Genomic DNA, 23824 nt, shown 5'->3' on the forward strand with positions numbered 1-23824 from the left:
GAGACGAACTACCGCCTCAATACAAATTCAGTATACCGCCGCGGCCACAAGTCCCCGACCAACTTCTGTAAATGGCATTTTGCGTTTTTGAACTGACCGCCTTGTTCGGGGCACTTTTGAGTGTTTGCAACTGAACCCGTTCGGCCTCAGCTGGAGGTTAAACAGAAGCAAAGAAAAAAGCCTCGAGCATGCTCGAGGCAATCGGTTTACTTGGTGAAGCCGTACTTCTTGTTGAAGCGGTCGACCCGGCCGTCTGCTTGGGTAAACTTTTGCTTACCGGTGTAGAACGGATGGGAGTCGGACGAAATTTCAACGCGGACCAATGGGTATTCGTTGCCGTCTTCCCATTCAACCGTTTCGCTAGACGTCTTGGTGGAACCGGACAGGAACTTGAACCCCGTGGAGGAGTCCAGGAACACAACTGGATGATAATCTGGATGGATGCCTTGTTTCATGATTTCTTCTCCTTTTGCCCTAAGTCATTGCCTGACCTAGAGATTGATTGATTCACAACCTCAAAATTCTACCATGTCACTGCGCAAGTTGCAATGACTTCTCGGCCTCATCGTCGACAATTGCAACGTCTGCGCCGAGCCCGCGCAGTTTTTGCACGACGCGGTCGTACCCGCGCAGGATGTTGCCGGCCTTGGTAATGACGGTTTGCCCATCGGCCATTAACCCGGCAATCATCAAGCAGGCGCCGGCGCGAATTTCCTCGGCGGTGACCTCTGTGCCTTGCAGGTGGTCGCAGTGGTGCAGGATGATCACGTCGTTTTCCACCGTGATGTCCGCTCCCATGCGCGTCAATTCAGGAATGTGACGCACGCGCTTGGGGTAAATCGAATCGACCACGATGCCTTCGCCCTTCGCCTTCAAGAGCAAGGGCGTGATCGGTTGCTGCAGGTCAGTGGCAAAGCCGGGATACGGCATGGTCTTAATCTGCACCATGCGCAAGTCGCCCGAGGGGTACACGTAAATCGAATCCTCACCGACGTCCATCACAACCCCCATTTCCTCGAGCTTCGCCAAAAAGGCGTCCAAGTGCTCGGAAATGATGTTGCGAACGTTGATCCCGTCACCCATGGCGGCGGCCAGCGTGAGGTAAGTGCCGGCCTCGATGCGGTCAGGAATCACCGTGTGCGCATTGTGCGCAGCTAAGCGCTCAACGCCTTCGATGCGAATCGTGTCGGTACCGGCGCCGCGAATGTGAGCACCCATGTTGTTGAGGTACGTCGCCAGGTCGATGATTTCCGGTTCCTTGGCGGCATTTTCCAACACCGTGCGGCCCTTGGCGGTGACGGCGGCCAAAATGACGTTGATCGTCGCGCCCACAGACACCATGTCGAGAAAAATCCGCGCGCCGTGCAGACCTTCCGGCGGTGCGGTGACGCACACCGCACCGTGGTCATTGCTGACCGTCGCACCAAGCGCCTCAAAGCCCTTGATGTGTTGATCGATGGGGCGCGGACCGATGTCGTCGCCACCGGGCAAGCCGACAATGGCGCGGCCAAAGCGGCCCAGCAAGGCACCGAGAAAATAATACGATGCCCGCAGGCTCTTGATGTTGCGTTTTTCTAGTGGCACATCGCGAATCTGGGTAGGGTCGATGTGCAAGACACAATCATTAAAACTCGATTCAACATTCATTTCACCGAGGATATCCATTAGGTTATACACATCTTGAATCTCAGGCACGGACTCTAGGGTCACAGGCGTGCGCGATAGGATCGCGGCGGGGATCAAGGCCACCGTCGAGTTTTTCGCCCCGCCGATGACGACCTCCCCTGACAGCTTTTTGCCGCCTCGGATCAGCATTTTCTTCATGGTAACATCCTCACTAAGTCACGGAATTATCAGCCGCGCCAAACTCGGCGCATCGTTCACAGGGAAATGGCCGCACAAAAGACTGCGACCGCTAGTCACTCATTGATTAATGATAATGAACTCAAGCGCAAAACACAAGCGCCCTCGGGCCGACCGCGGCAGCCGAGCAAAACAAAAGCCGCGGTGGCCCGCGGCTTCGCGACTAGAAGTTGCCGGCAGCCTTGATGAAGGCCTTGAACAACCCCTCCGGCTTCGTCGGCCGGGATTGAAATTCTGGATGATATTGGGAGGCCACGAAGAACTTGTTGCTTGGTAATTCGATGACTTCCATCAAGCGGTTGTCTGGGGATGTGCCGGAGAACACCAGGCCCTTGGCTTCCAGGGCCGCGCGGTACTTGGTGTTGAACTCGTAGCGGTGACGGTGCCGCTTGTTGATTTCTGGCACATTGTCGTAAGCCGCCGCCGCCACGCTGCCAGGCTTTAGCACGCATGGGTACAGGCCAAGGCGCAGCGTGCCGCCGAGGTTTTCGACGTTGACCTGATCGGCCATCAAATCGATGATGGGTGAGCCCACTTCTGGGTTCGTCTCGGTGGTGCCGGCGTCTTTGAAGCCGGCGACGTTGCGGGCGAATTCAATCGAGGCCATTTGCATCCCCAAGCAGATGCCGAGGAATGGGACGTCATGCTCACGAGCATAGCGAATCGCCGCAATTTTGCCTTCTAGCCCGCGGTCGCCGAAGCCACCTGGAACCAAAATGCCATCCGCGTCGCCGAGCAGTTCCTGAGCGTTGTCGTCGGTCACGTCTTCGGCCTGGAACGTCTTCAGGTTAATCTCGCTGTCCCAATAGTAGCCGGCATGCTTCAACGCTTCGGCCACGGAAATGTAGGCGTCTTTTAAGGCGACATACTTGCCGACCAAGGCGATGGTCACTTGGTGGTCGAGGTGCTGCACCTTCTTGACCAAGGCTTCCCATTCGCTCATGTCAGCGGCTGGGGTATCGAGGCCGAAGTGTTCCACCACGCGCTGATCCATGCCTTGTTCCTGCATCGCCAGCGGAATGCTATACAACGTCTTGGCGTCGCGGGATTCGATGATCGCGTTTTCCGGTACGTCGGTGAACAACGCGATTTTTTTCTTCATGTCTTCGGTGACCGGCATCTCGGTCCGCAGAATCAGCATGTTCGGCTGAATCCCGATGTTACGCAGTTCCTTGACACTGTGTTGCGTCGGCTTCGTCTTCATTTCGCCGGCCGCGCGCAGGTATGGGACCAAGGTGGCGTGGACGTAGTAGGTGTTCTCGGCGCCGACGTCGTTTTTCATTTGGCGAATGGCTTCGAGGAACGGTTGCGACTCGATATCCCCAACGGTCCCGCCGATTTCGGTGATGATCACGTCGGAATCGGTGGTCTTGGCCGCCCGCATGATCTTCTCCTTAATCATGTTGGTGATGTGAGGAATGACCTGAACGGTGGCGCCGAGGTATTCACCGTGGCGCTCCTTGGCCAACACCTCGGAGTAGATTTTCCCGGTGGTGACGTTGCTGTACTTATTCAGGTTGATGTCGATGAACCGTTCGTAATGACCAAGGTCAAGGTCCGTTTCCGCGCCGTCATCGGTGACGAAGACTTCCCCATGTTGATAGGGATTCATCGTGCCGGGATCGACGTTGATGTAGGGATCAAATTTTTGAATCGTCACCTTCAAGCCGCGGTTCTTCAACAGCCGACCCAGACTCGCTGCTACAATGCCTTTGCCCAGGGAAGAGACAACACCGCCGGTAACAAAAATATACTTGGTCATGTAATAACTCCTTTGTTTTTTTGTCGGGTAAAAACAAAAACAAGCTCCCTATTCCATCGAACAGGGAGCTTGTCGCCGTATGTGCTTTACGCAATCGTAAAGCGCCCAAACGTTATAATAGCGAATCTTGCCAACAGCGTCAAGGGGCAGTGTGCCCCCGTGGCAATTATTCGTCGTCGTCATCCGAATCGTCGTCATCAGGGGCCACAAAGCCTGCTGCGTCGGCGTCCGGATCGTCATCCGTGTCATCGTCGTCAGCAAACTCAGCGAGCTGGCCTTCGATGCCATCCGGCAAATCGTCGTCGGGATCATCGGTGTCGTCGGCGTCATCGTCGAAGGAATCCGGCGTCGCTGCCGCATCGTCATCCGTGTCGTCGAAGTCGTCGTCTTCCGGATCGTCGTCGTTATAATCGATGACGTCATCATCGGCGCCGGCGTCGGCCAGAAAGGCGTTGACCTTCTTGCGCTTCTTGCGGCGTGGCGCGTCTTCTTCGTCTTCGGGATGGTTGACCTCTTCGTCAACGGTGTCGTAAGCGTACCAGGACCGCAAGCCCCAAACGTTATCGCCTAAAGAAATGAAGCTCCCATCGTCGTTGAGGTCCGTGTAAAACTGCGGCAACCGGCCGCGAATCTCGCTGTCGCGCTTATTCAAAAAGTTCTGGATTTCGTTCACAATGTCCACGAAGGCCATCGTTTCGCCCTTTTCCTCAAGAATGGCGTGCGCCACCTCGATCATGGACAACTCAGCCTTGTTCGCATCGGCAAATACATCAAGTTTCAACCGGTACACGCCCTTTCCACAATACAGTCTACGCTAAACAATACTCGCTCACGCAGTAAAAAGCAACCGCAAGCGGTAATCCCCGAGGTGGGCGCCGTTGGCATTGAGCTGATACTCGACGTAGATTTCCCCGGCCAACGGCGAATCGGTGAGGCGGACGTCGAGCCGCGGCGTGATTGTTTCCACCGGGATGATGCCATACGGCGTGCGGTAGCGGGTCAACACGCGCCGCTCGTTGGCAAAATGCAACTTGAGCTGGGTGTCATCGGCGCTGCCACCGCGAGTCAGTTGAATGTCGCCGTCGCCGCGCAACTTCATCGTCACGGGATAATCCGTGCCAGCCGCTTCGTCGATTTCTCGGTAGCGGATGTACAAGGTGTCGCCGAGCTGCACCAAGGTGCCGGGCTCGTCAAACACATGCTTTTCCGTGCCGTCGTCTTGCGTCACGTAAGTTTCAAGGTGCAACGTGATCGGAATACCATGAGCCAGATCCATTCTCCTCATCCTTTCTGCGTCATCATTATACCTTAACCCCCACCGAATTGCCCGGCTGCTGGTACTGCCAGCCCAATCTCTTTATAATAGGTTTAACGATGTTTCATCGAAGGAGAATGCTGATGCGTGATGACCCACTCGCCCGGGAAAAAGTCTTTCGCGACCCGGTGCACAATTATATCCATGTTTCTGATCGCGTGATCCTCGCGCTGATCGACACCCCTGAGTTTCAGCGGTTGCGGCGAATCAAGCAACTCGGCGTGGCCAACTACGTGTTTCAAGGCGCCGAGCACACCCGCTTCACCCACTCGCTAGGTGTCTACGAGATTACGCGCAAAATGTGTGAAAGTTTTGCCACAAACTTTCCCAGTCGGGCGCCTGGCGATGGCTTGTGGGACGACAACGAACGGCTCGTGGCGTTGTGCTCGGCACTGTTGCACGACATCGGTCACGGCCCGTACTCGCATACCTTCGAGCACCTCTTTGGCACCGACCATGAGGCCATCACCCGGCGCATTCTCACGGATCCAAGCACGGCGGTGAACGCGGTGTTAAAAACGGTCAGCCCGGATTTTCCCGAGCAGGTTGCTAGCGTCATCGCCCACACCTACCCCAACCCGCAAGTCGTGCAAATGATTTCGAGTCAAATCGACGCCGACCGCATGGATTATCTGCTGCGCGACGCGTATCACACCGGCACGAATTACGGCTTGTTCGACTTGACGCGGATTCTGCGGGTGATGCGGCCCTACGCCGGGGGCATTGCCTATGAAGCCGACGGGATGCACGCGGTGGAAGACTACATCGTCAGCCGCTTCCAAATGTATCAACAAGTTTATTTCCACCCGGTCAGCCGCAGCATGGAAACCATTTTGGCCAAACTGCTGGCGCGCGCCAAAGTGTTGTACGAAGCCGGGGCCTTCGCCCAAGATGCGCCGCGCTTATTGGTGCCGTTTTTTGAGCACGACTTCACCTTGGCCGATTACCTCAGGCTCGACGACGGCGTGTTGAACACCTACTTCACCGCCTGGTGTACGGAAAGCGATCCGATTCTGGCCGATTTAGCCGGCCGCTTCTTGAACCGGCGGCCGTTTAAATCCGTCAGCTTCACCGCGGCCACCGCCGACCAACTGCCGGCCTTGCGCCAACTGGTGGCGGCGGCGGGCTTTGACCCGGCGTATTACACCGCCGAAAATGACAGCTTCGACTTGCCTTACGACCAATACGATCCCGAAGCCGCCAACCCCAAGACGCAAATCGAAATCATGCAACCTGACGGCACGCTCTCGGAATTGTCGACGCAGTCCCGCCTCGTCGCCGCCATCACCGGCCGCGTCAGCGGCGACAAGCGCTTCTACTTTCCAAAGGTGATGCTGGAGCCAACCAGCACGGACTTGTTCACGCCGATTTATCGTCAGTTTCAAGCCCACGTGGTGAACGGTCGGCTGAAATAACCAGCCGCGCTCACCGCGCGGCTAACCACCGGGCCACAGCCCAGCGGTGCGTCGGTCGTTTTAGTTCCGCGGCGGCAGCGGCAATCGGCATCAGCATTAAGGTGTTGAAATCTTCTAGCGGCGGCGCCACCAACTCGATGTCGCGGCAGGCGTAAAACGTCGCGGGATGATAATAGGCAGTGGCCCGGTGGTGCGAATAGAAATACTCCGCCGCCCGGCCTAGCTTGGCCCCCATGTGCACGCGAATGCCGAATTCCTCCAGCAACTCGCGGCTAAGCGTCTGGGCGTCGGTTTCACCGGCTTCGACCTCGCCGCCCGGCAAAAACAAGGCGTGGTTCGGGGCCTGTAACACCAGCAAGCGCTGGCCGCTGGCGTCCGGGATCACGCCATAGACGCCGACGCGAAGTTGATAATCCAAGTGTGGGTCCTTGCGCCCAAAAACCGGATCTGTCATCATGATCCTCCTTAGTGTTGGTCACATTATACACTCACCAAATCTTAATCGCTAGAAGGATGTGCTTATGTCTGCTCCCCTGATTTTTCTTTGTTTGCTCACCGCGGCCCTGGGCTGTGTCTTTGCTATTAGCGACGTGGTCGAACCGCGCCGCTTGCTCAACGGCGTTTGGTTTAACCTGTGGCTGCTGGCGCTGTTGCCGACGTTGGCCTTCGCCATTTTAAGTTCGGGGCAACGGCTGTTGATTGCCGTGTGCGCCACCTTATTCATCCTGGCCGTGCTGCTCATCTTCGCAGTGTTCGCTTTGCATTTGGTGTGGCTGGCGTGGAATGCCATCGTGGTGTGGCGGCGCGAACAGCACTCCTTGGGCAACATGCTGACGCTGGGATTATTTCTCGGCTTCGCGGTACTGGAACTCGGGGCAAGCTTTGGCCGCCAGTTCTTGCCCGCCTGGTTATACGCGGGGCTAGCCGTCTTCTTCGGCTTGGGCATCACCTATGTCTTGGTGACGCTGTATAATTTTCTCACGGCATTGGTGTTGTACAACCTGCGCGGCCACCGGTTGAACCAGGACTATTTGATTGTGCTCGGGGCCGGGCTCATCGATGGCCACCGCGTGTCGCCGCTGCTTGCCGCGCGCATCAACGCCGGCATCGCCTTTTACCACAAGCAGCGGCGCAAAACGGGCAAGCGAGCCGTGATGATTTTCTCCGGCGGCCGCGGCAGCGACGAGGCGTTAGCCGAAGGGGTGGCGATGCAGCGCTACGCTGTTGCCCACGGAGTCCCCGCCGCGGACACGCTCATCGAGGACCGGTCGACGACGACCTATGAAAACATGCGCTTCTCTGCGGCCATGATCCGTGAATACCGCGGCGACCAACGCTATCACGCCTTGTTCTTCACCAACAACTACCACTTGTTCCGCGCCGGCGTCTACGCCCGGCTGGCAGGACTGCCTGCCAATGGCAAAGGCGCGCCGACCTCGTTTTACTTCCTGCCCAACGCCGTGATTCGCGAATACCTGGCGATGGTGTTGCTGCACAAGCGCCGCCACGCCATTGCCGGCGGCGTCATCACCTTGCTAGCGGTGGTCACGGCGGTGGGCCAGGCCTTCAATTAACAACAGGCGGTGCCGATTGGGCACCGCCTGTTTAGTCGTTTAATCAAAGAATCGTTGCAGCGCGTGGGTCATGATCATCGACAAGTCGATGTGAAAAGCCGCAGCTTGAGCCGTGAGGTACGCCGGCACGGTGACTTGAACCGTGGTTTGGGCGGTTTGATCTGGCGGCACCGTCGCGGGGTGCCAGGCCTGCATGTCTACCGGCACGTTCACCAGCTGCTGATTGGCCGCCAACGCCCAGTGGCTCGGATCGCCTGGCGCCGGCGCCTCGCCAGCGGCATCGATGCGCGTCGCCAAGGCGTCGATGGTTTGCGCTAAGGCCGCCGTCCGGGTGCGCCCGGCGGTGACCAGCCCCGGCCAGTCCGGCGAGCTCACCGTTTCCAGTTGCCCATCTTCATCGCTTTGCGTTGTAAAAATCATCGGGTAAATCCACACTTGCATCCGCTTGCTCCATTCCTGGTTTGTCTGCGTTCATGTTACCGATGCCCGCACACGTGGTCAAGTCCGCAAGCAATTGGCCCGCTTGGCGACAAGTTTTGTATACTGAAGCAAAGGGGGCAACCACATGCTTAAAGAGTTCAAACAATTCATCATGCGCGGCAACGTCTTGGACATGGCCGTTGGGATTATCATCGGCAGTGCCTTTACGGGGCTCGTGACCTCGTTGACCAAAAATCTGATCAATCCGATCATCGGGGTGTTCACGCGCTCAACGAACCTCAGCAGCCTGGCCGTGACGGTGCTGGGCGCAAAGTTTACCTATGGGCAATTCATCGCCGACGTCATTAACTTCTTGATTGTGGCGTTTGTCGTGTTCCTGCTGGTGAAGGCGGCCAACCGTCTGTTGCCGCGGCCAGAGGCCAAAGCGGCGGCACCGAGTCCAGAGGTGCAACTGTTGACCGAGATTCGCGATAACTTGAAGCGAGACTAACTAAAATCGGCAGCGGGCCCAACGCCCGCCGCCGATTTTAATTTATTTATGGAACCGAGTCTCGAACAATGGGGAAACCGGCTTATTTTCTTGGATGCGTTTGATGGCGCGGCCGATGAGCGGGCCCACCGAAACGGTGACGAGCTTATCGAACTGGCGATCCGCCGGCAATTGAATGCTGTCGGTGACGACGACCTGCTCGATTTCACTTTTTTCCAAGCGTTCAACGGCTGGGCCGGAGAACACGGCGTGGGTGGCAGCGACCAGCACCTCGGTGGCGCCGGCGGCCTTCAACGCGGCGGCGGCCAAGGTAATGGTGCCGGCGGTGTCGATGATGTCATCGATGATGATGCAACGTTTGCCGTCGACCTTGCCGACGATGTTCATCACCTCGGCGACATTCGGCCGCGGGCGCCGCTTGTCGATGATGGCAATCGGCGTCTTAAGAAATTCGGCGAGCTTGCGGGCGCGCGTCACGCCGCCATGATCAGGTGACACGACGACGGTGTCTTCGCCGTTATATTGGTGGCGCAGGAAGTAATCCGCCAACAGCGGCGCGCCCATCAAGTGGTCAACGGGAATATCGAAGAAGCCTTGAATCTGAGCGGCGTGCAGGTCCAGCGCCAGGACGCGATCGGCGCCGGCGCGTTCGAGCATGTTGGCCACCAGCTTGGCAGTGATCGGCTCGCGCGAGCGCGCCTTGCGGTCCTGCCGGGCGTAACCGTAATACGGAATGACGATGCTAATGGTGTGCGCACTCGCGCGGCGCAAGGCATCGATCATGATCAGCAGTTCCATCAGGTTGTCGTTGACCGGCGCGCTGGTTGACTGCACGAGGTAAATATCATCCCCGCGAATACTTTCCTCGATGTTGATTTGAATCTCTCCATCGCTAAATCGTTTGACCGAAGATTTTCCGAGCTCGACGCCAACTTCCTCGGCGATTTTCGCCGCCAGCGGTTGGTTGGAGTTCAACGCAAAAATCTTAAGTTTTGGATCCGCATAATGCTCTGCCATGGTTTCCTCCGATTGAGTGAATTGATGTCCCGTGAAAAGATGAACGATACGCGCCGGAATTGGCGGGCCGTTCACCTAGTCCCCTGCCATACTGGCCCCATTATAGCAAATAACTCGCCTTTTCTGAAAGGGGTTAGCGGGAATCGGCGCATGAAAGCGATATTTAATGGAATGGCTTGAATTAATGGCCTATCCTCGATAGACTCAAGGAGAGTGACAAGACAAAAAAGGAGGATGGGCATGCAAGCTGGACAAGAAACCGTGGGTAGTGTGTTGCGGTTCTACCAAGCCGCCAAGGGACTAAGCACAGACGCCTTGGCCGAATCGCTCGGCATGTCGACGTCCACCTACCGGCGAATCCTAAGCGACGACACGGTGGTCAAAGCCCCTGCGTGGTTTTGCCTGCTGGATGGGTTGCGCCTGGCGCCAAGCGAGGTCGCACCGCTATTGCCGGCCGATTATTTTCCGTTGCAAAGCGCGTATGCAACCTTAAGCGACACGATTAGCCCGGCCACCCGGGCATTTTTACTCGATCACGAGGTCATTGCCGGCCCGACGCAAGCCTACCGCGACCAACTCGAGGCGACCTATCAGCGCACCGGCAACATCGGGTATCATCAATATGCCGAGCTCGCCGACATTTTTCTGGCCGAGCTGGCCCAAGACGGCGACGGCGTGCGCGCCAAGGCCGAGCAGCTGTACCAGGAGCTCATTGCCTTGGACAGCTGGGGCGGCTTCGAATGGCAACTGATCGCCAGCATCGCCACTTATCTGCCCTTTGCCCGCCTGCAGGTGATCTTTAACCGCCACCTGCGCCACGAAGCGGCCACGAACACCCACTGGGCGACGCTAGACGACCACCAAGTCAACTTGCTGTTCCGCTCGTTTTTAGACAACGCGATTCAAGAGCGCAACCGGCAAGACATCGAAACGGCCATCAAATGGATCCGCGACCGCCCGATCACCGACACCGATCTCGGTTATCGCGCCTTGTTGCGCCTGTGTGACATCGTCGTGTGCGACATGGCCGGCGACGTCACGCAAGCCACCACCTTGTACAAACGGCTGGTGGCGGCCTTGCGCCTGATTACCGACGAAGAGGACAGCCTGTGGATTCTCGTCGCCGAAGACCTGTGGATGAACCTGGTCAGTTTTCAAATCGATCAACTCGACTAGCAGCAAGGAGGTCGCTATGCCCACCATTGGAGAATTCGTCGGGGCCTTACGCGCCGATAAAAACGTGTCGGTGGCTCAGCTCACCAGCGAAACCGACATGTCAGAAGCCACCTACAATCGCATCCTCACCGGCGCGGCCGAACCGAAGTTGCCGACGTTTTTTGCGTTGTTGACGGCGCTGCGCACGCACATCGACGACTTGGCGACGCCGTTTAGCGACGCGCCGATGCCGTTTTATCAGGCGTGGATGAAAACGCGCGACCTGCTGGCGCAGTTTGCCGCCGGTCACGTCGACGTCACGGCCTTGAAAGCCTGGCAACGCTTACTCGCCGCCGAAAGCACTCGGCGCCAAAACGTCGGCTTAGCCCAACTCCAGCAGCGCGTCGACTTGGCGGTGGCCGAAGCCGCACATGATCGCACCGCCTGCACGACCATCGCCAGGCAATTATTCGATCAGCTGCGCGAGTACAGCGAATGGAGCGAATTTGAATTTACGCTGGCGGGACCATTGGTGGCTTACCTGCCGTTTGCCGATGTGCAGCTGATTCTCGCGCGCCTCACGCCGCTGACCACCGCCGAAGACGGCCCGCAGCTCAACATGCTGGAAGGCCCGCTCGACGATATTCTCGTCACCGCGCTGCGCAATGCCTTACTGTCCCACGTCCGCGCCAACGTCGACGCGGCCCTCACCGCGGTGGCCACGCGGGTGGTGCGGGCGGAAAATGTGTACTTCCAAGCCATTCAAAAAACCGCCACCAGCGTGATCATCCCCGCCTTAGCCGGTGACCTCACCACCGCCAAGGGCGCGTATGCCGATCTCATCGGCGCCTTACACTTCCTGATTGACGCGGAGCAAAACGCGGTGTACACCGCCCTCGGCCGACTGTGGGCGGCGCTACAAGATTATTTACAAGCCAACTAAAATACCGGCGGCACCTTCACGATGAAGGTGCCGCCGGTTTTGGTTAGTCCTGCGGGGTGGACTCATTCCACTCCGGCGCATCGGCCAGCGGCAGGCGCGCCCAGAAGTCGGGTTTGTTGGTTTGCCGCGCGCGGGCGATGCCCATGGCGTGAAACGGCACGTCGTCGGTAATCGTCGACCCGGCAGCCACGAAGCTGTGGTCGCTTAAGGTCACCGGCGCGATGATGTTAGAGTTGCTGCCGATGAAGCTGTGGTCGCCAACCGTGGCGTGCCACTTCTTGACGCCATCATAGTTGACGAAGACGACGCCGCAGCCGACGTTGATGTCGCTACCCAAGGTGGCATCGCCGACGTACGTCAAGTGGCCGACCTTGGTGCGGGCGCCCAGTGTCGCGTTTTTCACCTCGACAAAGTTGCCGATGTGCACATCCGGGCCGATGTCGGCTTGCGGGCGCAGGTGCGAATTCGGGCCAATGTTGCTACCGGCGCGCATGATGGCCGACTCAATCGTCGAGCTGGTGACGCGTACGCGGTCTTCCAAAGTCGCATCGACGAGCTCGGAATGGGTGCCGATCACGCAATCCTCGCCGATTACCGTGTGGCCCTTGAGGTAAACGCCGGGTTCGATGACGGTGTCGGCGCCGATTTGCACGTCGGCGTCGATGTAAGTCGTCGCCGGGTCGATCAGCGTGACGCCGGCACGCATGTGGGCCTCGTTGATGCGCTGTTGCATCACCTTGGTGGCCGCGGCCAGGGCCACGCGGTCGTTGACGCCCATGGACTCGTTGAAGTCCGGCATCTGGTAGGCGGCGATGACCGAACCTTGGCGCTTCAAGATCTCGATGACGTCGGTGAGGTAATACTCGCCTTGCGCGTTGTCGTTGGTCACCTGGTGCAACGCAGCAAACAGCGCCTGGTTGTCGAAGCAATACACGCCGGTGTTGATTTCAGAAACCCGGGCCTCTTCAGGTGTTGCGTCTTTTTGCTCGACGATTTTCTGCACGGTGCCGAGGTCGTTGCGAATGATGCGGCCGTAGCCGGTCGGGTCCGGGGCCTGGGCGGTGAGAATGGTCGCCTTGGCCCCTTTGTCTTGATGATAGGCGAACAGCTTCTCAAAAGTCTCGGCGGTAAACAGCGGCGTGTCGCCACTGGCAATCAGGGTCATCCCGGTTTTATCGCCTAACAGCGGCTCGGCCTGCAACACCGCGTGGCCGGTGCCGAGTTGCTGTTCTTGCACCACGTAATGCGTGCGGTCGCCTAGCGCGTCCTCGACGGCTTCGGCGCCGTGGCCGACCACCGTGACGATGGTGGCCGGGTGCAGGCGCTCCACTTGGCTCAGCACGTGATCCACCATCGGCTTGCCGCACACCGGGTGCAAGACCTTGTAGAGCTTGGACTTCATCCGAGTGCCCTTGCCTGCCGCCATGATGATCGTATATTTTCCTGCCATGTTTGAGACTCCAATCGTATTGGTTTTCCCAATCAGTGTAGCGCAAAACAGGCGGCTTGCAAAGAAGCCAGCCGCCTGAAGAATTGGTCTAGGGATTTTTGGTGGTGCTAATTTGCGTGGTGTCGGCCCAGACGTCGTAGAAGTAGCGATTGTCGCGGGTCAGCAATTCCCACAAGAAGTTAATGACGACGAAGGCCAGCGGCACGCCGAAGCCTGCCAGCAAGACAAAGTTGATTTCGCTGCGGTGAAACTTGGAAAAAATCTCGGTGAAGCTCCACAAGAAGCCGCGCAGCAGTTGCAACGCCACGCCATACAACAGAAACTCGCGCCACAGCAGGCGCCAAGCGCTCGCCGGTTGGCCATTCGCCCGCACGATGCGAATCCGCACCAACGCCTTGCCCGGCGTCGTGCCGCCGGTGACCACCGGAATGAAGCCAAAGACGATCACCAGTGGCACGATGGTACTCAGCTGCAGGTTGCGCGTCCAAGCGTCCCACCCCAGCAGGTGAAACAACAAGCTGGTGGCCGCCGTCACCAGGCCGAGCACCACCGTGTTATCGATGAGCCACGCGACGAACCGCCGCGTCCAGGTGACGCGCTGCCCCTTTTGGCGGGCGCGAGCATCCATGTCCTCGCGCGACGGAAAGGCCCGCATCAACGCCGGGGCGATCAAGCCGCCGAGCCAGCCGCCGAAACTATTGAGCATCAAGTCGTCGACGTCAAACATCCGGTATGGCCGCGGATAATAGCCGTACAACCCCGACAGCTGGGTCAACTCGAAGAACAGCGATAACGCCAGGCTCATGAGCCACACCTGCCACAGCGGCCGCTTGAAGTAATAACGCAGGTACACCCCAAACGGAATCGTCAACACGACGTTAAAGGCAGGCTGAATGAACCACGGCTGTTTCAACGCAGGCAACCACGTGGCGGGATGCAATGGCGAAAATACCGTCGACGCCAGAAACTCCCGCAAGGCATTGAAGGGGACGAGGTTGGCGCGCGGCGACACCAATGTCGCCACGGCCGCGCGACTCGGCAGCGGCAAGATAATCAGGAAATAGGCGCTCAGTATGTAGAACACAAATGTGTACACGACCACCGCGCGCCACCACACCAGGCTCCCGTAACGCCGGTACTGCGCCACCAAAAACGGCAACGCCAGCACCAAGGCCACCACGGGAAAGGCCAATAGCGCGGTTTTTAACGGTAGCAGGTAAATACTCATTGCGCTAATCCCGCCAGTGCCGCTTGGTTTTTGGTCAGGTAATTGCCTGCCACCGCGTGCAAGGTGTTGGCCTTCGTGTCGACGGTATCGACCCGCACGAGGCTGGTATAGTCGCTCACCATCCGGTCGCCGTCGAAGTTGCCTTCCGCAAAGACGGAAATGCCCACCAGGTGCGCGTCGAATTCGCTGATCAGGCTGCGCATCCCGTTGACGGTGCCGCCGCCTTTCATGAAGTCATCGACGATCAACACGCCGGACCCGGCGGCCAGCGAGCGCTTGGACAACTCCATCTTCTCGATGCGCGCGGAGCTGGCGGAGACGTAGTTGACACTCACCGTCGAGCCTTCGGTGATTTTCGAGTCGCGCCGGACGATGACAAACGGCACGTTGAGGTATTGGCTGACGCTTTGGGCAATCGGAATGCCCTTGGTGGCGACGGTCATCACCGCGTCGATTTGCTGATCGAGGTATTGCGTGGCGATGAGCCGCCCGATTTGCCGCAACACATCAGGCGTGCCAAGCAGGTCGGACAAATACACATAGCCGCCGGGCAGCAGCCGGTCGGTTTCAGACAGGCGCGCCGCCATCAAGTCGATGAACCGCTCGGCTTCCTCCCTGCCGATAATCGGCAGGTACCGCACGCCGCCGGCCGCACCGGGCACCGTTTCGAGGATGCCGGTTTGGCGCGCCGCAAACGTGCGCCGCACAATGGCGAGGTCCTCAGAAATCGACGACTTCGCCGATTCGTAACGCTTCGAGAAAAAGGTCAGCGGGACCAAGGTATGCGGCCGCTCCAAGAGATAGCGGGTCATGTCGATTAAACGGTCGCTGCGGCGAACTTTCATGTGATTTCCTCCTGTAAATTCCGAATATTCAGATTCACCGGGTTTCCCCCGGGTTAATCTTCTCAATTATATGAAATTGTTCGACTAATTCATAGTGAATATCAAAAAAAAGTCGCGAATGTTCGCGATTAATTCATTATCCGGTAGTCAATTCAGGGTTGACGAATATGATGTAATCGATTACATTAGAATCATTATCATTTAAGGAGGCGCCTCATGCCATCACCCCTATTGACGCTATCGGCGGTCGGCTACACGCCGCACGCCACCCCGATCTTGACCGACATTTCGTTTACCGTCATGCCCGGGGAATTCGTCACCATCGCCGGGCCGTCTGGTTCCGGGAAGAGCACCTTGCTGCGCCTGATCGCCACCTTGCTCACGCCGACCACCGGCACCATCACCTACGCCGGCCGGCCGCAAAGCAGTTACGAGAAAACGGCCTACCGGCGCGAGGTGTCGTATTGTTTCCAGCAGCCCAGCCTGTTTGGCCGCACGGTGCAAGACAACCTGACGTTTCCCTACACGATTCGCCAGCAACCCGCCGACCCCGAGCGCTTGACGGCCGCCTTGGCGACGATGAGCCTGCCGGCAGCAATGTTGACCAAGCCGATTACCGAGTTGTCCGGCGGGGAAAAACAGCGCATCGCCTTGCTGCGCAACCTGCTGTTTGAACCGAAACTGCTTTTGCTCGACGAGGTCACCACCGGGCTGGACGCGGTGACCAAGGACACGGTGCACCAGGTGATCGCCGAAGCAAATGCGCGCGGCGTCACGGTGTTAAGCGTCACCCACGATGACCGCGAACTCGCCCAAGCCACGCGCACGATTACCATCGCCGCTGGCCGCCAGGAGGTGTCGGCATGACCCATTTACTCGTGACCCCAAGTGCTCTGGTGTTTGCCGTGGCGCTGGTGCTGGTGGCGCTGGCCATCAGCCTGAAGGAAAAAATCGGCCTGGAGCGCGACTTGATCATCGGCGTCGTGCGCGCCGTGGTGCAGCTCACGATTGTCGGCTACGTGTTGACCTACATCATTCGGGTGAACCGGGCGTGGCTGACGCTGTTGATGGTGGCGGTGATTATCTTTAATGCCGCGTGGAACGCCCGCGGCCGCGCCAACGGGCTGCCGCACGCCTTTGCCATTTCCCTGTTAGCGATTTTCGTGGCCACCGGCGTCACCATTGCGCTGCTGGTGGCCGCCGGCGCTATCGCCTTTGTGCCGAGTCAAATCGTGCCGATTGCCGGGATGATTGCCAGCAACGCCATGGTCGCCATCGGCCTGGCCTACCGTAGCTTAAACACGCAGTTCCGCGATTTGCGCCAGCCGCTGCTGGAGCGTTTGGCGCTTGGGGCGACGCTGCGGCAAACCGCCATTCACGTGGTGCGCGAGGCGATTCGCACCGGCATGAGTCCCACCATCGATTCGGCGAAAACGGTTGGGCTGGTCAGCCTGCCTGGGATGATGTCCGGCTTGATTTTCGCCGGCATCGACCCGACCAAGGCGATCATGTATCAAATCATGGTCACCTTCATGCTGATGGCGGCCACCAGCATCGGCAGCACCATCGCCTGTTACCTGGCGTATCCCCAGTTTTTCAACAGCGACATGCAGTTACGCTAACCACAAAAAATGCCGGCCCGCGGGTCGGCATTTTTTAATAGGGATTATCCTTAAACCTTAGCGGCTGGTAGTCGCCGTATTCGACTTGAATGGTGACGTGGGCGATGTCGAAGTTCCCCCGCAGGCGCTCGCCAAGTTTTTCGAGGAATTGGTCGTTGGCCTCGTCGGTGGCGCGCATGACGTGGACGGTGAGCGCCACGTCAGTCGTGGACAGCGCCCAGATGTGCAGGTCGTGGCAGCTCATTACCGAGGGAAAATCGTTGATGCACGCGCGCACGGCCTCGGTGTCAATGGCCTTGGGGACCGCCGCCATCGCGAGGTTCACCGCGTCGCGCAACAGCCCCCAGGTGCCGACTAGCACCACCAGCGCCACGAGAATCGACACGGCCGGATCGAGCCACTCCCAATGCGTCGCCATGGTCACGCCGCCGGCAATCACGACGCCCAGCGACACGCCGGCGTCGGCCACCATGTGCAAAAACGCGCCGCGGATGTTCAAGTCGTGGCCTTGGCCTTTGTGGAACAAGACGGCGGTCCCGGCGTTGACCAGGATCCCCACCGTCGCCACCAGCATCACGATGCCGCCTTGCACCGGTTCGGGGTGGCTAAAGCGGCCGATGGATTCGACGATGATTGCGCCCATCGCCACCAGCAAGAACACGGCGTTGGTCAACGCCGCCATGATCGACGAGCCCTTGTAGCCATAGGTGCGCCGCAGGGTGGGGGCCTTGCAGGCCAGCCAGGCGGCAAACCAGGCGATGGCCAGGCCCAAGACATCGGCGAGGTTGTGCAAGGCATCGGCGACCAGCGCCAACGACCCGACGGCTAGCCCGGCGCCGACTTCCGCCACGATATAAATTGAATTTAGTAAGATGCCCCAGCGAAATGCTGGATTTGGTTTTGGCGCCATGCACACCCCTCCTTTCGTCAGTCTTCACTTAGCCGAGGACCCGCACCAGGTAAACCTCGTGACAAAAACCGTTCATGCTGTTGAACACACGCTGCGCCCGCGAGCGTTTTTCACACAGGCCAAACACCGTCGGTCCGCTACCGGACATTTGCGCCACCTGCGCGCCGTAGTGCAACATGCGCGCCTTCAAGGCGGAAATCTCTGGGTGGCGCTTGGCGGTGACTTGCTCGAGGCTGTTGCTCATCCCCGCCGCCATTTCGGCAAAATCATGATGGGCAATACCGGCCACCACGCGCTTGGTGTCGGGCCGGTCCAGCGGGTGGTCGTAGTCGATCGCCTTTAAAATCGACGGGGTCGACACGGACACCCGCGGCTTGGCCAGAATCACCCAGCAGCTCGGCACCGCCCCCAGCGGCGTAATCGTGTCGCCGCGCCCGGTGACCAAGGCGGTTTGCGAATACACGCAATACGGCACATCGGAATCGATGGCCAAGCCGACGTGGGCCAGCTGCGCGCGCGAATAGCCCAGGCCCCACAGCTCGTTTAACCCGCGCAACACGGCGGCGGCATCCGAAGAGCCGCCGCCGAGGCCGGCGGCAACCGGGATGTGTTTTTCGATGTAAATCTCTGCCCCAAGCGTCGTGTGAGCGGCCCGCTGCAGCGCCAAGGCGGCCTGGTACGCGAGGTTGCGCGGATCTTCGGGTAAAAACCCGCTATCCGTGGTGACCTGCAGGGTCGGACTCGGGGCGATGTGAACATAGTCGGCCAAGTCGACCGAGGTCATCACCATGCGCCATTCGTGTTCGCCGTCTTCGTGGCGGTACAGCGCGTCGAGACTCAGATTGATCTTGGCCGGGGCTTTTTGGACTAACGCCATGCTACCACCAGTCTTCTTCGTTTCCTCCAGTATACTGAATCACCGGCCAAGATACACTAGGGGTTTGTCAGTTTGAGGGCAACAAAAAAGCCGCACTGGCGGCTGATTTGGGTTCGCGTTGATTATGAAGCCTGTGAATCGGCATCTTCAAAGGTAATGGAGATGGATTTGGTTAACAGGTCGGCGTAACTATAAGAAACGCGTTCAAAGGCGTTCTCAGTTTGGTCAAGCGCCACCACAAACACAGCTGGATAGGTTTCTTTCAGCGTGCCCTTGCGGCGGATCACCTTTTTGCGTCCCGCCTGAGCGACTACCGTCATGGTCTCCCCGATTTTTGCGTCGAGTTGCTGCTTGATGCTAGCTAAAGTCATTGGCATGCATTTCACCTCTTGTGAAACATTTTAGCACGAATCGGGAAAAATTGCAATTATACCATTGATTTTCGCCCTGTCAAGGAAAATAACCCCATGAGGCCGCGGTTCTAAGCGTTTTCTTAAGATTTTGGCGAAACGGCAACGCCTTGTGCCCCCAACGCGTCGCTTAACCGCCCAAACTCGGCGATGCTTAAGGCCTCGCCGCGCGTGCTCGGGGCAATCGCGGCGGCGGCCAGCGCCGCAGTGAGCTTGGCCTTGGTTTCGGCGTCCTTGCCGTACAGATTGATCAAGTTGTTCCACAACGTCTTGCGCCGCGCGGCAAACGCGCCGCGCACCAGGCGATCAAAGCCCGCCTGGTCACGCACGGCGACCAGCGGCGCGCTGCGGCGAGTCAAGTTGACGATGGCCGAGTCGACATTCGGCGCCGGCACGAAGCTCTTGCGGCTGACGGTGAAGGCCGTTTCGACCTGCATGCGCTGCTGCACGGCAATCGATAGGCTGCCGTAATCCTTACTGCCGGGGCCGGCGGCGAGGCGGTCGGCGACTTCTTTTTGCATCATCACCGTGAGCTGGGTCAAAGGCGCCGGGCTGTTCAACAGGTGCAACAGAATCGGCGTCGTGATGTAATACGGCAGGTTGGCGACGACCTTGGCCGGCTGCCCCGCGCCGAATTGGGCCGCCATCAACGCCGGCAAGTCGACCTTCAAGACGTCGGCATTGACCACGGTGACGTTATCATGCGCGGCCAGCGTCTCGGCCAACACGGGAATCAGCTGCGCGTCGATTTCTAACGCCACCACGCGGCGGGCGCTGGCGGCCAGAAACTCGGTGAGCGCGCCGATGCCCGGGCCGATTTCGATGACATCGGTGGTAGCGTCGACTCCAGCGGCATCAACGATGCGCGTCAAGATCTTGGTGTCGGTGAGAAAGTTTTGACCGAGGTGTTTCTTCGGGCGAAAGCCGTGGGCGGCCATGATGGCCTGGGTGCGGCTGGGATTGGCGATGTGTGTGCTCATGATGCCTCCAATTGGGCGACGGCCGCGGCGAATTGCGCGGGAGTAATGGCAAACTGGCGCAGCCGTTTTTGCAGCTGCTTGCCGTTGGTGTAGCCGATGTGCAACAGCTCGCCGAGCCGCTCGCGGCGCGCACGGGCGGCTGGGCCGCCGATGAGGCCGGCGGCTTGAATGGCTTCCAGCGAGATCTGCACCGGCGCGTCGGGCACCGGCGTCACCAAGTTGGCCAGCGCGGCGCGCAGTGCTTGCGGGCTGGCGTGCTCGACGCCTAGCGACCCGGCGTGCGTCGGCGCCGCCTCGCTGCGGGGCAAAAAGGCGTGGGTGACGCCGGGCACCGCCTGGGTGATGGTCTTGCGAATCTTTTCACCGGGAAAATCGGGATCGGTCAACACGATCACCCCGCGCGTGGCCTGGGCGTGGGCGATGAGCGCCAGCGTCTCGGGCGAAATCGCACTGCCACGGGTTTCGATTGTGTCGATGGGGCCAAACGTCTCGGTGAGGCGCTTGGTGTCGTCGCGGCCTTCCACCACGATGATTTGCTTAAACTGACTCACGGGTGGCCTCCAATCCAAAGATGCGGTGCGCGTTGGCCCGGGTTTGCGCCGCGACTTGCTCAACCGGCGCGTCGCGCAACTTGGCGACGGCTTCGACGACATAGCGCGTGTAGCCGGGCTCGTTGGGCCGGCCGCGGTACGGCGTCGGCGTCAGGTACGGCGCGTCGGTTTCCACCAGCAGGCGATCAGGCGGGATCACCTTGGCACTTGCGTGTTCAGCCGGCGCGTTTTTGAAGCTGACGATACCGGAAAACGACACGTATAAGCCCAGGTCCAGGAACTTTTGCGCCCACTTTGGCCCGCCGGTGAAGCTGTGCATGATGCCGCCGAATTGTAAATCGCTGTGTCGCAAGATCTCGTAAGCATCAGCAAAGGCGTCGCGAATATGCAGCGAGACCGGCAGGTGCTGGTTGCGGGCAATCGCCAGCTGGCGGGCAAACACCCGGCGCTGCACGTCGCGCGGGCTGGTGTCCCAGTGATAATCCAGCCCGATTTCCCCGAGCGCCACCACCTTGGGCGTGGCGAGTTGCGCCATCAGCTCGGCTTCTGCGCGCGGCGAATAGGCCTTGGCGGACTCCGGGTGCCAGCCGACGATTGCATACAAATTGGCGAAGGTGGCGGCTAGGCGCAAGGCCCCGGCGTTAAGCTGCGAGTCCGAGCCGACAATGGCCATTTCCGTCACGCCGAGGCTGGCGGCATGGGCGACGAATTCCGCCTCGTGGCCGGCGTAAGGCGTGTCATTCAAATGGGTGTGCGAGTCAAAAATTTCCATATTTCTCCTTTTAATCCTGCGCTTCATTATACGCAGGCAAGCCGGCCACGGCAAACCGGCGGGCTGGGCGGCAAATACCAAGTTGTTGGCGGAAATTGCCGCGACGCATTGACGCCGCTTTCATTCGATGCTATGGTCGATTGTGTTGTCAACCGCACAAAAGTGCACAGGCGGTCGCAGGAAGGTGAGTTCATGCTGAAGCCCCAACGCTTACAAACCATTCAACAACTCGTTGCCCATCGCGGCAGCGCCTCGGTGACCGAATTGTCCACGCAATTGGGCTGTTCGGAAATGACCATTCGTCGCGACTTGGCGGCCTTGGCCCAGGCCAAGAAGGTCGTGCGGGTCCATGGTGGGGCCCAAACCTTCGCCTACCGCGAGAACAACGAACTCTCGCGCAACGAAAAGCGCAACCTGCACGTTCGCGAGAAAAAGCAAGTCGCGCGCGCCGCTGCGTCGCTGGTGCGCGCGGGGGATGTCGTGTACATCGGCCCCGGTACCACCAACGAGCTGATTGCCAACTACCTGCCGACGCTGCCCGACCTGCGCATCATCACCTCGAGCCTGCCGGTGTTCCAGTCGCTGCAAGACCGGGCCGCACAGTTGTCGCTGCAACTGATTGGCGGCGTGTACCGGGCCAAAACCGGCGTGTTTATCGGCAGCCTCGTGTACGAAATGCTGCAGCGGCTGCACACCGACAAGGCGATTATCAGCGTCAACAGCCTCGCCGGGCCAAACATGGCTAACGCCAATCCCGACGAAGGCGAGCTGATGCGCGTCGCCTTGACCAATGCCGACAAGAAATATGCCGTGCTCGATCACTCCAAGCTCGACAAGCGTGATTTTTACACCTTCTACTCGCTTAGCGACTGTGACGCCTTGATCACCGATCCCTGGATCAGCCAAAAAGACCTCACCGAATACAGTCACTACACCCGCGTCATCACCACCCCGCTCAACTGAAAGGACGTTGCCCATGCCGACTGCAAAACCCGGTTTATTGAACCAACTCAACCACAATTATGACGGCTTAGGCGCCAACCCGATCCGCGTGTTCGACGCCGAGGCCAACCAGGTGCCAGACGTCGTCAAGCTGACGCTGGGCGAACCCGACTTCAACGTCCCCGCTCACATCAAACAAGCGGCGATTGCCTCGATCAACGCCGATGAATCGCATTATGGCCCGTCCAACGGCTGGCCAAAACTGCGCCGCGCCGCCACCGGGTTTCTCAAGGACCGCTACGGCTTGGCCTACGACCCCGACCACGAGTTGGTCGTGACCGTCGGCGCCACCGAGGCGCTGCACGCCTGCCTGGCCGCCGTCTTGAACGCCGGCGACGCCGTGTTGATGCCTAGCCCGACGTTTTCGCTGTACGATCAACTCGTGCGCATCAACGGGGCCACGCCGGTGTATCTGAACACCGCCGCCACCGGCTTTAAGCTCACCCCGGCGCAACTGGCCGCGGCCATCGCCGATACGCCAACCGCCAAGGCAATTTTGCTGAACTTCCCGGCCAACCCCACCGGCGTGACCTACACGCGCGCCGAGGTACAGGCGTTAGCCGCGGTGTGCGCCCAGACCAACCTCGTGGTGATCGCCGACGAAATTTATTCGGAGCTCACCTATGGCTTCACGCACACCTCGTTTGCGGAGTTTCTGCCGGCGCAAACGCTGGTGGTCAACGGCGTTTCCAAGTCCCACGCCATGACCGGCTGGCGCATCGGCTTTGTCGCCGGCCCCGCCGCACTGATGGCGCGCGTGGCCTTGGCGCACGCCTTTGCCGTCACCGTCGCCTCGAATCCGGCGATGGCCGGCGCCACCGAAGCTTTAAGCAGTGAAGCCGGCCGCGCGGACACGATTGCGATGAAGCGCGAATACCTGCGCCGGCGCGATTACGTGGTCACGGCGATGCGCGCGCTGGGCTTTACCATGCCCACCCCCACCGGCGCGTTTTACGTGTTCGCCAAGTTGCCGGCCAGTTGCGGCCAAGACGACGTCGCGTTTTGCCACGCCTTGCTGCAACAAAACCACCTGGCGCTGATTGCCGGCAGCGGCTTTGGCCCCGGCGGCGAGGGCTATGTCCGCGTGAGCTACGCGGCCAGCCTCGAGACGCTGCAAGAAGCGATGCGGCGGCTAGGCGATTACGTCCACGCGCAAGCTTAGCCCAACAAAATAGCGGTGAGGCCAATTGGCTTCACCGCTA

The 23824-nt window shown here is 59.3% G+C and carries 26 protein-coding genes; 9 read left to right on the plus strand and 17 right to left on the minus strand.

Annotated elements, in window-relative coordinates:
• Nucleotides 1–206: 206 nt before the first annotated feature.
• The 5 genes from FD02_RS09885 to FD02_RS09905 all read right to left on the minus strand — a co-directional run bounded on the left by FD02_RS09885 (nt 207) and on the right by FD02_RS09905 (nt 4901).
• Complete coding sequence (locus tag FD02_RS09885) at nt 207–455, minus strand: type B 50S ribosomal protein L31 (RefSeq protein WP_054721434.1); 249 nt, start codon at nt 453–455, stop codon at nt 207–209.
• Between the two features lie 76 nt (nt 456–531).
• Nucleotides 532–1824: a UDP-N-acetylglucosamine 1-carboxyvinyltransferase gene (locus tag FD02_RS09890; RefSeq protein ID WP_056952035.1), complete on the minus strand. Its 1293-nt coding sequence runs from the start codon at nt 1822–1824 to the stop codon at nt 532–534.
• 202 nt (nt 1825–2026) lie between these two features.
• The gene (locus FD02_RS09895) at nt 2027–3625 is read right to left on the minus strand and encodes a CTP synthase (protein ID WP_054721432.1); all 1599 of its coding nucleotides are present in this window, start codon (nt 3623–3625) and stop codon (nt 2027–2029) included.
• Between the two features lie 166 nt (nt 3626–3791).
• Nucleotides 3792–4406 carry a DNA-directed RNA polymerase subunit delta gene (gene rpoE, locus FD02_RS09900; RefSeq protein ID WP_156408293.1) on the minus strand — a complete coding sequence of 205 codons (615 nt, stop codon included), beginning with the start codon at nt 4404–4406 and terminating at the stop codon, nt 3792–3794.
• A gap of 48 nt (nt 4407–4454) precedes the next feature.
• Nucleotides 4455–4901: a YwiB family protein gene (locus FD02_RS09905; protein WP_054721425.1), complete on the minus strand. Its 447-nt coding sequence runs from the start codon at nt 4899–4901 to the stop codon at nt 4455–4457.
• Nucleotides 4902–5023: 122 nt separating this feature from the next.
• On the opposite strand from FD02_RS09905, the gene FD02_RS09910 reads away from it, so the two are divergent.
• The gene (locus FD02_RS09910) at nt 5024–6355 is read left to right on the plus strand and encodes an HD domain-containing protein (protein WP_056952037.1); all 1332 of its coding nucleotides are present in this window, start codon (nt 5024–5026) and stop codon (nt 6353–6355) included.
• Nucleotides 6356–6365: 10 nt separating this feature from the next.
• Here the strand turns inward: FD02_RS09910 and FD02_RS09915 are convergent, their stop codons facing one another.
• Nucleotides 6366–6809, minus strand: coding sequence for an NUDIX hydrolase (locus tag FD02_RS09915; RefSeq protein WP_054721423.1), 444 nt, complete (start codon nt 6807–6809; stop codon nt 6366–6368).
• A gap of 67 nt (nt 6810–6876) precedes the next feature.
• Here FD02_RS09915 and FD02_RS09920 point away from each other — a divergent pair, with 67 nt between their 5' ends.
• Nucleotides 6877–7929 carry a YdcF family protein gene (locus FD02_RS09920; protein WP_054721421.1) on the plus strand — a complete coding sequence of 351 codons (1053 nt, stop codon included), beginning with the start codon at nt 6877–6879 and terminating at the stop codon, nt 7927–7929.
• 39 nt (nt 7930–7968) lie between these two features.
• Here FD02_RS09920 and FD02_RS11395 read toward each other — a convergent pair whose 3' ends face one another.
• Nucleotides 7969–8370: a type II toxin-antitoxin system HicB family antitoxin gene (locus FD02_RS11395; protein ID WP_054721419.1), complete on the minus strand. Its 402-nt coding sequence runs from the start codon at nt 8368–8370 to the stop codon at nt 7969–7971.
• Nucleotides 8371–8494: 124 nt separating this feature from the next.
• Between FD02_RS11395 and mscL the strand changes: the two genes are divergently transcribed.
• Nucleotides 8495–8860: a large-conductance mechanosensitive channel protein MscL gene (gene mscL, locus FD02_RS09930; RefSeq protein WP_056952039.1), complete on the plus strand. Its 366-nt coding sequence runs from the start codon at nt 8495–8497 to the stop codon at nt 8858–8860.
• A gap of 42 nt (nt 8861–8902) precedes the next feature.
• Here the strand turns inward: mscL and FD02_RS09935 are convergent, their stop codons facing one another.
• The gene (locus tag FD02_RS09935) at nt 8903–9877 is read right to left on the minus strand and encodes a ribose-phosphate diphosphokinase (protein ID WP_056952041.1); all 975 of its coding nucleotides are present in this window, start codon (nt 9875–9877) and stop codon (nt 8903–8905) included.
• Nucleotides 9878–10117: 240 nt separating this feature from the next.
• On the opposite strand from FD02_RS09935, the gene FD02_RS09940 reads away from it, so the two are divergent.
• Together FD02_RS09940 and FD02_RS09945 are read left to right on the plus strand one after the other, a co-directional pair.
• On the plus strand, nt 10118–11053 hold the full coding sequence (locus FD02_RS09940; protein WP_054721417.1) for a helix-turn-helix domain-containing protein: 936 nt from the start codon (nt 10118–10120) through the stop codon (nt 11051–11053).
• Nucleotides 11054–11069: 16 nt separating this feature from the next.
• The gene (locus FD02_RS09945) at nt 11070–11975 is read left to right on the plus strand and encodes a helix-turn-helix domain-containing protein (protein WP_056952044.1); all 906 of its coding nucleotides are present in this window, start codon (nt 11070–11072) and stop codon (nt 11973–11975) included.
• 43 nt (nt 11976–12018) lie between these two features.
• Here the strand turns inward: FD02_RS09945 and glmU are convergent, their stop codons facing one another.
• The 3 genes from glmU to purR all read right to left on the minus strand — a co-directional run bounded on the left by glmU (nt 12019) and on the right by purR (nt 15498).
• Nucleotides 12019–13425: a bifunctional UDP-N-acetylglucosamine diphosphorylase/glucosamine-1-phosphate N-acetyltransferase GlmU gene (gene glmU / locus FD02_RS09950; RefSeq protein WP_056952046.1), complete on the minus strand. Its 1407-nt coding sequence runs from the start codon at nt 13423–13425 to the stop codon at nt 12019–12021.
• Between the two features lie 88 nt (nt 13426–13513).
• Entirely contained in the window at nt 13514–14653 is a 1140-nt protein-coding gene (locus tag FD02_RS09955) for a VanZ family protein (protein WP_056952048.1), read from the minus strand.
• Nucleotides 14650–15498 (minus strand): pur operon repressor, encoded by an 849-nt coding sequence (gene purR, locus FD02_RS09960; RefSeq protein WP_056952050.1) that lies wholly within the window; start codon nt 15496–15498, stop codon nt 14650–14652. The genes FD02_RS09955 and purR overlap by 4 nt, the downstream gene beginning before the upstream one ends.
• Nucleotides 15499–15714: 216 nt before the next feature.
• Here purR and FD02_RS09965 point away from each other — a divergent pair, with 216 nt between their 5' ends.
• The gene (locus tag FD02_RS09965) at nt 15715–16365 is read left to right on the plus strand and encodes an ABC transporter ATP-binding protein (protein WP_056952051.1); all 651 of its coding nucleotides are present in this window, start codon (nt 15715–15717) and stop codon (nt 16363–16365) included.
• On the plus strand, nt 16362–17120 hold the full coding sequence (locus tag FD02_RS09970; RefSeq protein ID WP_054721411.1) for an ABC transporter permease: 759 nt from the start codon (nt 16362–16364) through the stop codon (nt 17118–17120). The genes FD02_RS09965 and FD02_RS09970 overlap by 4 nt, the downstream gene beginning before the upstream one ends.
• Before the next feature lie 34 nt (nt 17121–17154).
• Here FD02_RS09970 and FD02_RS09975 read toward each other — a convergent pair whose 3' ends face one another.
• The 6 genes from FD02_RS09975 to FD02_RS10000 form a co-directional block, all read right to left on the minus strand.
• Nucleotides 17155–18030, minus strand: coding sequence for a cation diffusion facilitator family transporter (locus FD02_RS09975; RefSeq protein ID WP_056952053.1), 876 nt, complete (start codon nt 18028–18030; stop codon nt 17155–17157).
• A gap of 28 nt (nt 18031–18058) precedes the next feature.
• Nucleotides 18059–18907: a 4-(cytidine 5'-diphospho)-2-C-methyl-D-erythritol kinase gene (gene ispE, locus FD02_RS09980; RefSeq protein ID WP_054721409.1), complete on the minus strand. Its 849-nt coding sequence runs from the start codon at nt 18905–18907 to the stop codon at nt 18059–18061.
• A gap of 122 nt (nt 18908–19029) precedes the next feature.
• Nucleotides 19030–19284: a Veg family protein gene (locus FD02_RS09985; RefSeq protein WP_054721407.1), complete on the minus strand. Its 255-nt coding sequence runs from the start codon at nt 19282–19284 to the stop codon at nt 19030–19032.
• 116 nt (nt 19285–19400) lie between these two features.
• Complete coding sequence (gene rsmA / locus FD02_RS09990) at nt 19401–20297, minus strand: 16S rRNA (adenine(1518)-N(6)/adenine(1519)-N(6))-dimethyltransferase RsmA (protein WP_054721406.1); 897 nt, start codon at nt 20295–20297, stop codon at nt 19401–19403.
• Nucleotides 20294–20848, minus strand: a complete 555-nt coding sequence (gene rnmV / locus FD02_RS09995) for a ribonuclease M5 (protein WP_056952055.1) — start codon at nt 20846–20848, stop codon at nt 20294–20296. Before rnmV ends, rsmA begins: the two co-directional genes overlap by 4 nt.
• A complete protein-coding gene (locus tag FD02_RS10000) occupies nt 20835–21620 on the minus strand; it encodes a TatD family hydrolase (RefSeq protein WP_056952058.1) in 786 nt (261 codons plus the stop codon). The genes rnmV and FD02_RS10000 overlap by 14 nt, the downstream gene beginning before the upstream one ends.
• Before the next feature lie 192 nt (nt 21621–21812).
• Between FD02_RS10000 and FD02_RS10005 the strand changes: the two genes are divergently transcribed.
• Nucleotides 21813–22583 (plus strand): DeoR/GlpR family DNA-binding transcription regulator, encoded by a 771-nt coding sequence (locus tag FD02_RS10005; RefSeq protein WP_056952060.1) that lies wholly within the window; start codon nt 21813–21815, stop codon nt 22581–22583.
• Between the two features lie 13 nt (nt 22584–22596).
• Nucleotides 22597–23784 carry an aminotransferase class I/II-fold pyridoxal phosphate-dependent enzyme gene (locus FD02_RS10010; protein ID WP_056952062.1) on the plus strand — a complete coding sequence of 396 codons (1188 nt, stop codon included), beginning with the start codon at nt 22597–22599 and terminating at the stop codon, nt 23782–23784.
• The last annotated feature ends 40 nt before the right edge of the window (nt 23785–23824 follow it).

The sequence above is a fragment of the Lacticaseibacillus nasuensis JCM 17158 genome (assembly GCF_001434705.1).
Lineage (GTDB): Bacteria > Bacillota > Bacilli > Lactobacillales > Lactobacillaceae > Lacticaseibacillus > Lacticaseibacillus nasuensis.

Bases quoted from the DNA above. Each gene is read 5' to 3' on its own strand.
- FD02_RS09885 (WP_054721434.1), bottom strand. From the start codon at position 455: ATGAAACAAGGCATCCATCCAGATTATCATCCAGTTGTGTTCCTGGAC.
- FD02_RS09890 (WP_056952035.1), bottom strand. From the start codon at position 1,824: ATGAAGAAAATGCTGATCCGAGGCGGCAAAAAGCTGTCAGGGGAGGTC.
- FD02_RS09895 (WP_054721432.1), bottom strand. From the start codon at position 3,625: ATGACCAAGTATATTTTTGTTACCGGCGGTGTTGTCTCTTCCCTGGGC.
- FD02_RS09905 (WP_054721425.1), bottom strand. From the start codon at position 4,901: ATGGATCTGGCTCATGGTATTCCGATCACGTTGCACCTTGAAACTTAC.
- FD02_RS09910 (WP_056952037.1), top strand. From the start codon at position 5,024: ATGCGTGATGACCCACTCGCCCGGGAAAAAGTCTTTCGCGACCCGGTG.
- FD02_RS09915 (WP_054721423.1), bottom strand. From the start codon at position 6,809: ATGACAGATCCGGTTTTTGGGCGCAAGGACCCACACTTGGATTATCAA.
- FD02_RS09920 (WP_054721421.1), top strand. From the start codon at position 6,877: ATGTCTGCTCCCCTGATTTTTCTTTGTTTGCTCACCGCGGCCCTGGGC.
- FD02_RS11395 (WP_054721419.1), bottom strand. From the start codon at position 8,370: ATGCAAGTGTGGATTTACCCGATGATTTTTACAACGCAAAGCGATGAA.
- mscL (WP_056952039.1), top strand. From the start codon at position 8,495: ATGCTTAAAGAGTTCAAACAATTCATCATGCGCGGCAACGTCTTGGAC.
- FD02_RS09935 (WP_056952041.1), bottom strand. From the start codon at position 9,877: ATGGCAGAGCATTATGCGGATCCAAAACTTAAGATTTTTGCGTTGAAC.
- FD02_RS09940 (WP_054721417.1), top strand. From the start codon at position 10,118: ATGCAAGCTGGACAAGAAACCGTGGGTAGTGTGTTGCGGTTCTACCAA.
- FD02_RS09945 (WP_056952044.1), top strand. From the start codon at position 11,070: ATGCCCACCATTGGAGAATTCGTCGGGGCCTTACGCGCCGATAAAAAC.
- glmU (WP_056952046.1), bottom strand. From the start codon at position 13,425: ATGGCAGGAAAATATACGATCATCATGGCGGCAGGCAAGGGCACTCGG.
- FD02_RS09955 (WP_056952048.1), bottom strand. From the start codon at position 14,653: ATGAGTATTTACCTGCTACCGTTAAAAACCGCGCTATTGGCCTTTCCC.
- purR (WP_056952050.1), bottom strand. From the start codon at position 15,498: ATGAAAGTTCGCCGCAGCGACCGTTTAATCGACATGACCCGCTATCTC.
- FD02_RS09965 (WP_056952051.1), top strand. From the start codon at position 15,715: ATGCCATCACCCCTATTGACGCTATCGGCGGTCGGCTACACGCCGCAC.
- FD02_RS09970 (WP_054721411.1), top strand. From the start codon at position 16,362: ATGACCCATTTACTCGTGACCCCAAGTGCTCTGGTGTTTGCCGTGGCG.
- FD02_RS09975 (WP_056952053.1), bottom strand. From the start codon at position 18,030: ATGGCGCCAAAACCAAATCCAGCATTTCGCTGGGGCATCTTACTAAAT.
- ispE (WP_054721409.1), bottom strand. From the start codon at position 18,907: ATGGCGTTAGTCCAAAAAGCCCCGGCCAAGATCAATCTGAGTCTCGAC.
- FD02_RS09985 (WP_054721407.1), bottom strand. From the start codon at position 19,284: ATGCCAATGACTTTAGCTAGCATCAAGCAGCAACTCGACGCAAAAATC.
- rsmA (WP_054721406.1), bottom strand. From the start codon at position 20,297: ATGAGCACACACATCGCCAATCCCAGCCGCACCCAGGCCATCATGGCC.
- FD02_RS10000 (WP_056952058.1), bottom strand. From the start codon at position 21,620: ATGGAAATTTTTGACTCGCACACCCATTTGAATGACACGCCTTACGCC.
- FD02_RS10005 (WP_056952060.1), top strand. From the start codon at position 21,813: ATGCTGAAGCCCCAACGCTTACAAACCATTCAACAACTCGTTGCCCAT.
- FD02_RS10010 (WP_056952062.1), top strand. From the start codon at position 22,597: ATGCCGACTGCAAAACCCGGTTTATTGAACCAACTCAACCACAATTAT.